Here is an 8,637-nt window from a genome sequence, read left to right on the forward strand (position 1 = left end):
GACTTGATAATCTCTGCGCTGAATTCATCAAAGAGATAGAGGACAATTTGAATAATCGTCCTCGTAAGGTGCTAGGCTTTATGACGCCATTGGAGGTTAAAGCTAGCTTTGGGCGCGTTGCACTTCATACTTGAATCTGCCGATTTAAAGCAAACTTTACGGCGTATCCAATCAGCACACTCTTGGGCAATAGCTTTTTGCATCAATTTGTTTTTCAGATGAATTTCAAATTCAGTACCGTATAAGCTGTTTTCTCTGGCATACTGGCTGATGATGAATTCACGGATTTCTTTTTTATTTTGCAAAGCCGCTTGTTCGGGTACAAAAGTAGGTGAGGTGAATATGAACCGTAATTCTTCAATATTTTCAAATTCTTCTTTTAAGAAAGAATAGGCGTAAATTGAAAAAAATGACGAGGCAATGCTGACTTTTGCTTGTGAACTAATGCTGTCTTTTAAATCATTGCCTAATAATTGATTGAGGTTGTCAATAACTCTCATCTCTATTCCTACTTTAAGATATTGATTATGTGTTTATATTATAACAATTCTTGATAAATTTATCAGACTTTCGATTATTTTTGACTTTCTATTCGTGTGCTGTTTTATATTGTGCAATCCACCGCCAAGATTGTGCAAAAATCGGCGCAAGGCTTTGCCCTTAGCGCGGACGCGGTATAATTCGCTTTTTAGTTTTGGGAAAGAATCATGCGTGTGATGCTCTTACTCGGCGGCGCCCTATGCCTTAGCGCCTGCCAATATTTCGACGGCTATTTTTCCGCTCCTGCCGAGCTGAACCGCCCCATTCCTGCTTATGATCAGCATAGCCTGATTATCCGTTATGACGAAGAAAGCGGTAATGCCGCGCTGCTTGCCGCAGTTGAGGAATACGGCGCGAGCATCTTAAGCGATTATCCGATGCTCTCTACGCTGATTATCGGCATTGCGCAGGACAAAGACATTCAAGAGGCACAGCAATATTTTCGTGGCATTGAGGGCGTGCAGCAGATTAATTTTGATTTGCTGCAGAATGCGTATTAATCCATTCGGCGAAAGACTTTGCATAGTCGGAGAAGTGTGAAAAAGTAGTACAAGGCAGCGAGCCGCAGACAGTACAAGATCGTAGGGCAAGACGAGCCAAGCTCGTCATACTTTTTCAATTCTTCGGCTATAGCATCTGCAAACCCTTTCATCGAAGACCTTTGCACAAACCCCAATGCGAGTTTTGTTTTCAATCAAAAAGCTAAAAAAGCACTAGGACTTGGCTAAGCTTGCTTGTACGCACAGTCAATTCATGACAAAGACGCATACTTGAAACATTAGGTCTTTTCAAATAATGCTCTGTTTTAAGACATGAATTAAATTAACGGCAGCTCGGGCACTTGCCCGACAAAGGCAGACTTTTTACATCGAATGCTACAAAGAGCTCGATTCTTATTGCAACAAGGATGCCGCGCTACCTTGCGAAATAAAGCCGTCCGGTACTTGTCCGTTCGCCGCCTGCCACAAAGCAAAAGCATTGCGCGTATTATTGCCTAAAATCCCGTCGCTGCCCTTCGTATCATAGCCTAATTGCGTCAAACGGTTTTGCAATTGCTGCACTTGTGCGCGCGATAAAGCTTTTTCATGACGCGGCCAAGCGCTTTGCAAACCGGCGTGTCCGGCAATGCCGTCGCCCAATAAAGCCACCGCCAAAGCATAGCTGCTTGAATTGTTATATACGCGAATCACACGAAAATTTTTCGTCAGCAATAAGGCAGGACCATTCATCCCTGCCGGCAGCCATAATTCCGCCGCTTGATTAAGTGCAGCAAAATTTTCTCCGCTCAGACTGACCAAGCCCATTCGCGCCCAATCGCTCAACGGCAAGGATTGCCCGATTAATTGGACGTCAAAACCTTGCGGCAACTGTACTTCATAGCCCCAAGGCAGACCGCGTATCCAGCCGCTTGAGCCAAGATAATGCGCCGTCGAAGCCAAAGCATCGGCTTTCTGCCAAGGATTGCGTCTGCCGTCGCCATCACCGTCGCTGCCGTATTGCCGCCATGTGGCGGGAATAAACTGGGTATGCCCCATGCCGCCCGCCCAAGAGCCCTGCAATTGCGACCATTCGACATCGCCGCGCTGCAATAAATCCAAGAGGGCGAATAATTGCTGCTCGGCAAATTCGCGCCGCCGACCCTCAAAAGCCAAAGTCGCCAAAGCATTGACCAAATCCGCATTACCCGTATTTGCCCCGAAGCCGCTTTCTATGCCCCAAATAGCGGTGATAATTTCTGCCGGCACGCCGCTTTGCTGCGCAAAACGATTCAATACAGCGGCATTGGCTTGATAATGTTCGCGTCCTTTTTGAATCCGTCCTGCCGTTACCGCCGAATCGAGATATTCCCAAGGCATTTTGGCAAATTCAGGCTGTTTTCTGTCCTGCGCCACAATCCGCGGATTTTCCTGTGCCGCATCAATCAGTCTTGCCAGCATGTGCGGCTGATAACCTGCGGCAATCGCACGCTGTTTAAATTGTGCCTTCCAATCCTCAAAATCTCGGGCAGTTTGTACCGTCTGCGTAACAGCTGTCGTTTTTTCCTTAAGCTCTACCGCCTGCGCAATATTGCTTGATTGCCCGCTTTGGCAGGCATTTAAGAGCAAAACGGCTGTCGCCGCCACCATGAATCCTCGCATATCATTCCCCTATGAAAAAAGCACTTCAGTATAAAGCCTTTTGTATCAATGTTCAGGTATTAATCGCATATCATTGCAATTTTAATCGACTATAAAACAAAAACCCGACTTCCCATAAAAGAAAGTCGGGCTGTGTTCGGAATAATCGCTTAACGTTTTGAGAATTGCGTTGCGCGACGGGCTTTGTGCAAGCCGACTTTTTTCCGCTCTACTTCACGCGCATCACGAGTCAAGAAGCCCGCACGGCGCAAAGGTTCACGCAAGTTTTCATCATAAGCACGCAAAGCACGCGCGATACCGTGACGAATCGCACCGGCTTGACCGCTTGAGCCGCCGCCTGAAACAGTGATGTAGAAATCAAAGTTTTCTTTCATATCTACGGTTTCTAATGGCTGACGAACGACCATGCGTGAGGTTTCGCGACCAAAATACTCATCTAACGGTTTTTGGTTCACAACGATATTGCCGCTGCCGCGACGAAGGAATACGCGCGCTGATGAGGTTTTGCGGCGTCCTGTGGCGTAATATTGCTCTGACATTGTTAATCCTTAAATTTCAAGCGCGATTGGTTGCTGAGCCGCATGTTCATGTGTTGCACCGGCATAAATTTTTAATTTTTTCAATTGGGCACGACCTAAGGGACCATTAGGCATCATACCTTTAACCGCCAATTCGAGGACTTTGCCGGGGCGGCGTTCTTGCATTTGGTCAAAATTGGCGCTTTTCATATTACCCACGAATCCTGTGTGTCTGTAATACATTTTGTCTTGACCTTTTTTGCCTGTTACTGCAATTTTATCTGCATTGACAACGATGATGTAGTCGCCAGTGTCGATATGCGGGGTGAATTCCGGCTTGTGTTTGCCGCGTAAACGGCGGGCAACTTCAGTTGCTAAACGACCTAGGGTTTTCCCCTCAGCATCAATCACATACCAATCACGGCTTACGCTGCTTGGCGTAGCGCTAAAAGTTTTAAACATGATAAGTTTCTCCGAACACGAAAAATAAAGGCGCAAATGCTACATGTTTTTTGCCTTAATAGCAAGATTTATCACACGTCTTTTCTATTTTTGCGCCGTTTGAATGATTGAAAAAGCGTAAGCAATGCAATGCTGCGGCGGCAGACGCTGTTTCAGATGTCTTCTCAGCTGCGATTGGGCGGATTTTTATCCCCCCTGCTTTGCATAATTATGCGCACTCCTTTGCTATTGGTTCTCTAATAAACGGGCAAGATTTTGCGGTGCAACATAGCCGCGGATGAGACTGCCGTTTTCAAGCACGAAGGTCGGAGTGGCGTTAACGCCCATTTTCATCCCCACAACATGCGGTTTTTTAATATATTCCTGACAATTAACGGCTGATAAGGCCAACCCTTGATTGACTTGCTGCATGGCTTGCTTGCGATCGGCCGCACACCATACCGCCGATAATTGCGCATGCGCTGTAGAATTCGGCCCGTTACGCGGGAAGGGCGCAAAGTGCATTTCTATACCCAATTCATTATATTGACCGGCTTTGTCATAGATGACGCGGCAATAAGGACAGTCCACATCAATAAAAACCGTGACCTGATGCTGTGCTTTTTTAGGTGCGAAAGCGATGACGTCGATTTCGTTAAGTTCTAACAGCAATTGCCTGCGCATTTGATTGCGACGGTGATCGGATAAATTTTCCCTGCTGCTCAAATCCAATAGGTTGCCCTCAAATAGATAACGTCCGTCGCGGCTGAGATAATAAACGTCATTAGCGATAACTACCTGATACAAACCGGCAACCGGACTCAGGCTGATTTCCCCTAATTCTTCAGGGTCATGCATCAGAGCTTGCAAATGAGTCAAATCCGGCAATAAGGTATGAAATTCGGCTTGATTGGTAAACTCAGGCCAAATATGTGCCGGCACTTCTGTTTGTCTATCATTTTGTTTTTCTTGCTTAGGAACAGGCGTGAGATTGCTATTGCGACCTAAAAAGGGCAAATCGACACCGTAATTGAGTAAATTTTCCACTCGTTGATTCGGCGGCGAGAGCGTATGGTTTTGAGCAAAGGCTTGCACAGCAAAGCTTAAACTCAAGATACTTAATAGGATATTGGCAGCGGTATTACTAGATGTTTTCATTGGCGCATGATAACGCTTTCCGCCGCTGAAAAAGCGGCTTTTTATATAAAATTAAGAGAACGTCATTTTGCGGCACATTCCCCTTTTAAGCACGGGGATGATGCTGTTGAAAAATTTGCTTTAATCTGGCGTCTGCAATATGGGTGTAAATCTGCGTGGTCGAGAGACTGCTATGCCCCAATAGCAGTTGCACGCTGCGCAAATCCGCACCATGTGCCAATAAATGGCTGGCAAAAGCATGGCGCAGGGTATGCGGCGACAGATTTTCCGCATCCAGTCCGGCTTTTGCGGCATGCAATTTAATCCGATGCCAAAAAGCATGTCTTGTCAGCGCCGCGCCTCTTGCCGTGACAAAGACCGCTTCGCTTTTGCGCCCGTTAAGCAATGACGGACGCGCACGGCGCAAATATTCCTGCAATGCCGCCAATGCCATTTCGCCCATCGGCACCAAGCGTTCTTTGCTGCCCTTGCCGATAATTTGCAGATAACCCGCGTCTATGGCGACTTGCCGCAATTGCAGCCCGACCAATTCGCTCACGCGCAAACCGCAGGCATAGAGGATTTCCAACATCGCGCGGTCGCGCAGCCCCAAGGTTTCATTCACATCAGGTGCGGCTAATAAGGCTTCCACATGCGCCTCCGTTAATAAAGGCGGCAATTGGCGACGGATTTTCGCCCGCCCCAATTCTGTGACGGGATTATCCTCGCGCCAAGCCTGCGCAAGGGCGAAGCGATAAAAACGCATTAAGGCGGCACGCATGCGCGCGCGCGTTGCCGCCGATTTGCCGCTTTCCTGCATCGCCGCCAGCCATTGCGCCAATTCTTCCCGACTCGCCTCGCGCAAAGGCACGCTCAAATACGCCTGCGCCAATTGCAAATCGCTGCGGTAGCTGTGCAAACTGCTATCCGCGAAACCTTCTTGCAGCCATAAATAATCCAATAAAGCGGCAATATCCTCCGCCCCTTGCAGCGCTTTTTCCATTACAATATCCTTTTTTGCTTCAGTATAACCGCTCATGCGCTTGCTTTCCCGTTCTCTGCTTTTTGTATTGATGCTGGCTGTTTTGCTCGGCGGCGGCTATTTATCGCTGAATTTGCGCAGCAGCATCACGCTGCGCGAACAACCTTTGCTCACGCTCAATGCGCGGCAAAGCGCCCAATTGGCGGCAATTGAGGCGCCGATTGAGATTTATGCCTATATCGACCACAATCCCCGCCTCATCCGCGCGATTGAAGACAGCCTGATTCCACTGCGCCAACATCTGCCGCAATTGCAATTGCGCATTATCGATCCCAACACCGACCCCGTCGCCGTGAAAAATCACGACATCAGCCGCATCGGACAAATTTATGTGCAAGTCGGCGATAAGGGAGAACGTTTGGAATTCGCCTCGCCCGAAGGCATTGCGCGCAGCATCTTAACATTGCAAGGCACAGAAGCGCGGCAAATCGTGCATCTGCAAGGCAACGGCGAACGCGCGCCCTTTGCCGATATCGGCGGTTCGTGGCGGGACTTATATGCCGCCTTGCAAAGCCCGCAGCTGAATATCGTCAGCATCGATTTAAAACGTCATATCAATCTGCCCGAAAACGCCGACCTTGCCTTTATCGCCGACCCCGATGCGCATAATAGCGCGCATCTCAACGCCGCCATCGACACCTACCTCCGCCAAGGCGGAAACCTCGTCTTTAGCACCGATACCCAGCAGCACTTCCTGCCTCCTGTCTTGCAGACCATCAGCGGACTGCGCGTCCTGCCCGGCGTAGTCGTCGATACGGCGGGACAGGAAATCGGGCTTGCCGATCCGCGCGTCATTCCTGCCGCCGCAAACAATCAGCACCCCATTACCGCCGAACTCGCGCAATTGCCCTTGCTTGCCGGCAGCGTTGCTTTTGCGGTCGAGGCAGACAGTGCCGAAGGCTGGCAACGCCATATTCTGCTCCAATCCTCGCCGCGCAGCTGGAACGAAACCGCCCCCATCACAGGACATATCGAACACAATGCAGATGCAGACGAACAGGCAGGACCGCTGGGACTTGCCTATCTGCTCAGCCGCGACATCAACGGCAAAACCCAAACCCTGCTCATACTGGGCGACAGCGACCTATTCACCGCTGCCGCCTTACATCGCGGCGGCAACCTAGCCCTCGCGCAAGCCATCGTCTCGCACATCGCCGACACCGGCGGCAGCGAAACCATCGCCCGCCCCCCACTGGGCGACCAATTCATCAGCCTCAAGCGCGGCGAAGAATTCTTCTGGGCAGGTCTGCTCCTCGGTCTCCCATGCCTTGTGTTACTCCTCGACCTGCATCTGCGTCGCCGCTTTATCCGCCGCTACCGCCTCTCATGACATGAAAAGCATCACCGCTCTTTGGCTCTTTTGGCTTGGCGCCGCCCTGCTCTGCGCAGTACTCTATCGCTATGAAACACAGCTCCGCGATACCGCCCTGCCCTTGCCCGAGCCGCTGCACAGTCTGGAAATCATCCGTGCCGACACCCGCTTGAGCTTCCAAGCCCAAAACGATTGGCAGCATCAAGGACAAACCGCGCCCAAACTCGCCGCATGGCTGGAGCAACTCCGCCACGGCTGCCCGCAGTCCTACCCCGCAACAGCAGTCAAACTGCCGCCCGAAGAAGCGGCGATTACCCTGCGTTTTAACGGCGGGGACGACTGGACATTCAGCGCCTACAACCCCTTTAGCCGCAGTCATTATCTGCAACATCAAGACCGCGTTTACCTCTGCCACGAGCAACTCAAACCGCGTCTGTCCCTGCCCCTATCCTATTGGCTTGACCAACACTGAGAATCACCATGCCCGAACTGCCAGAAGTCGAAACCACCCGCGCCGGACTCGAACCCCACCTCATCGGACACCGCATCGCCCAAATTGAAAGCCGCGTGGCGAAACTGCGCCAAGCCATAGACAATCAAGCCTTGCAACAACTGATTGCACGCCAATTCACCGCCATCCGCCGCCGCGGCAAATACCTCATCATCGACAGCGACAAAGCCGACACCAGCCTGCTGATTCATCTCGGCATGAGCGGCAGCCTACGCATCGTACCGCTGACCGCGCCGCGCAAAACCCATGACCATATCCTGATTACCCTCGATAACACCCAACAACTGCGCTTTCACGACCCGCGCAGATTCGGCAGCTTCGCTGTTATCGACCCGCGCCAAACCCCGCTCCAACTCGCCCGCCTCGGGCCGGAACCCTTAAGCCAAGACTTCACAGGCGACTACTTCTACCAAAGCAGCCGCAAACGCAGAAGCGCCGTCAAAACCCATCTCATGAACCAAGAAACCGTGGTCGGCGTCGGCAATATTTACGCCAGCGAAGCCCTCTTTTTAGCCCGCATCCACCCCAACCGCCCCGCAAACAGCATCAGCCCGACAGAGGCAGAACAACTCGTGCAACAAGTCAAAGCCGAACTGCAACGCGCCATCGCCCTTGGCGGCACCACTCTGCGCGACTTCGTACAACCCGACGGCACTAACGGCTACTTCCAACAAAGCCTGAACGTTTACGGACGCGCCGGAGAAGCCTGCCCGAACTGCGCCGCCGTCATCGAAAAACAAAGCATCGGACAGCGCAACAGCTTCTTCTGCCCGCATTGCCAGCGCTAATCTCTTCAAAAACGCCGCCTAAGCGCAATGCCGATAAGCGCTGTGGCGGTCGGGGAAAAGATTCTCCGCGCCCACTTTCTCTATCAAACCGCAGCGCCTGAGAATATCCTGCGGCTGCGGACGCAAACCGCAAATCAGCACGGGCATATTGCGCTCCTGATAAAATTCCAATAGCTCCTCTAAAGTCTCCGCGCCCGAACTGTCGATATA

Annotated in this window: 10 protein-coding genes and 2 pseudogenes; 5 read left to right on the forward strand and 7 right to left on the reverse strand. The window is 51.0% G+C overall.

Annotation, left to right across the window (positions count from 1 at the left end; translation table 11 throughout):
* Nucleotides 1–134, forward strand: a pseudogene (locus tag ACJHVI_RS08020) (IS30 family transposase); the annotation flags it as partial.
* On the opposite strand, the pseudogene ACJHVI_RS08025 reads toward ACJHVI_RS08020, so the two are convergent.
* A pseudogene (locus ACJHVI_RS08025) lies at nucleotides 99–500 on the reverse strand (ATP-dependent helicase); the annotation flags it as partial. The pseudogenes ACJHVI_RS08020 and ACJHVI_RS08025 sit on opposite strands and share 36 nt — an antisense overlap.
* Nucleotides 501–707: 207 nt before the next feature.
* On the opposite strand from ACJHVI_RS08025, the gene ACJHVI_RS08030 reads away from it, so the two are divergent.
* Nucleotides 708–1,040 (forward strand): hypothetical protein, encoded by a 333-nt coding sequence (locus ACJHVI_RS08030; protein ID WP_483184227.1) that lies wholly within the window; start codon nucleotides 708–710, stop codon nucleotides 1,038–1,040.
* 393 nt (nucleotides 1,041–1,433) lie between these two features.
* Here the strand turns inward: ACJHVI_RS08030 and ACJHVI_RS08035 are convergent, their stop codons facing one another.
* The 5 genes from ACJHVI_RS08035 to xerD all read right to left on the reverse strand — a co-directional run bounded on the left by ACJHVI_RS08035 (nucleotide 1,434) and on the right by xerD (nucleotide 5,765).
* The gene (locus tag ACJHVI_RS08035) at nucleotides 1,434–2,678 is read right to left on the reverse strand and encodes a lytic murein transglycosylase (protein WP_483184228.1); all 1,245 of its coding nucleotides are present in this window, start codon (nucleotides 2,676–2,678) and stop codon (nucleotides 1,434–1,436) included.
* A 149-nt stretch (nucleotides 2,679–2,827) separates the two neighbouring features.
* The gene (gene rpsI / locus ACJHVI_RS08040; protein WP_483184229.1) at nucleotides 2,828–3,217 is read right to left on the reverse strand and encodes a 30S ribosomal protein S9; all 390 of its coding nucleotides are present in this window, start codon (nucleotides 3,215–3,217) and stop codon (nucleotides 2,828–2,830) included.
* A 9-nt stretch (nucleotides 3,218–3,226) separates the two neighbouring features.
* Nucleotides 3,227–3,658 (reverse strand): 50S ribosomal protein L13, encoded by a 432-nt coding sequence (gene rplM, locus ACJHVI_RS08045; protein WP_483184230.1) that lies wholly within the window; start codon nucleotides 3,656–3,658, stop codon nucleotides 3,227–3,229.
* Between the two features lie 225 nt (nucleotides 3,659–3,883).
* Nucleotides 3,884–4,795, reverse strand: a complete 912-nt coding sequence (locus ACJHVI_RS08050; RefSeq protein WP_483184231.1) for a DsbC family protein — start codon at nucleotides 4,793–4,795, stop codon at nucleotides 3,884–3,886.
* An 85-nt stretch (nucleotides 4,796–4,880) separates the two neighbouring features.
* Nucleotides 4,881–5,765, reverse strand: a complete 885-nt coding sequence (gene xerD, locus ACJHVI_RS08055) for a site-specific tyrosine recombinase XerD (protein WP_483184236.1) — start codon at nucleotides 5,763–5,765, stop codon at nucleotides 4,881–4,883.
* Nucleotides 5,766–5,811: 46 nt separating this feature from the next.
* Here xerD and ACJHVI_RS08060 point away from each other — a divergent pair, with 46 nt between their 5' ends.
* Genes ACJHVI_RS08060 through mutM form a run of 3 tightly spaced genes read left to right on the forward strand, consistent with a single transcriptional unit; the run spans nucleotide 5,812 to nucleotide 8,427 of the window.
* Nucleotides 5,812–7,146, forward strand: a complete 1,335-nt coding sequence (locus ACJHVI_RS08060; RefSeq protein WP_483184232.1) for a Gldg family protein — start codon at nucleotides 5,812–5,814, stop codon at nucleotides 7,144–7,146.
* Nucleotide 7,147: 1 nt separating this feature from the next.
* A complete protein-coding gene (locus ACJHVI_RS08065) occupies nucleotides 7,148–7,600 on the forward strand; it encodes a hypothetical protein (protein ID WP_483184233.1) in 453 nt (150 codons plus the stop codon).
* A gap of 8 nt (nucleotides 7,601–7,608) precedes the next feature.
* Nucleotides 7,609–8,427, forward strand: coding sequence for a bifunctional DNA-formamidopyrimidine glycosylase/DNA-(apurinic or apyrimidinic site) lyase (gene mutM / locus ACJHVI_RS08070; protein ID WP_483184234.1), 819 nt, complete (start codon nucleotides 7,609–7,611; stop codon nucleotides 8,425–8,427).
* 18 nt (nucleotides 8,428–8,445) lie between these two features.
* On the opposite strand, the gene ACJHVI_RS08075 is transcribed toward mutM, so the two are convergent.
* On the reverse strand, nucleotides 8,446–8,637 hold a 192-nt coding region (locus ACJHVI_RS08075; protein ID WP_483184235.1), incomplete at its 5' end, for an STAS domain-containing protein.

The organism is Suttonella sp., assembly GCF_056855035.1.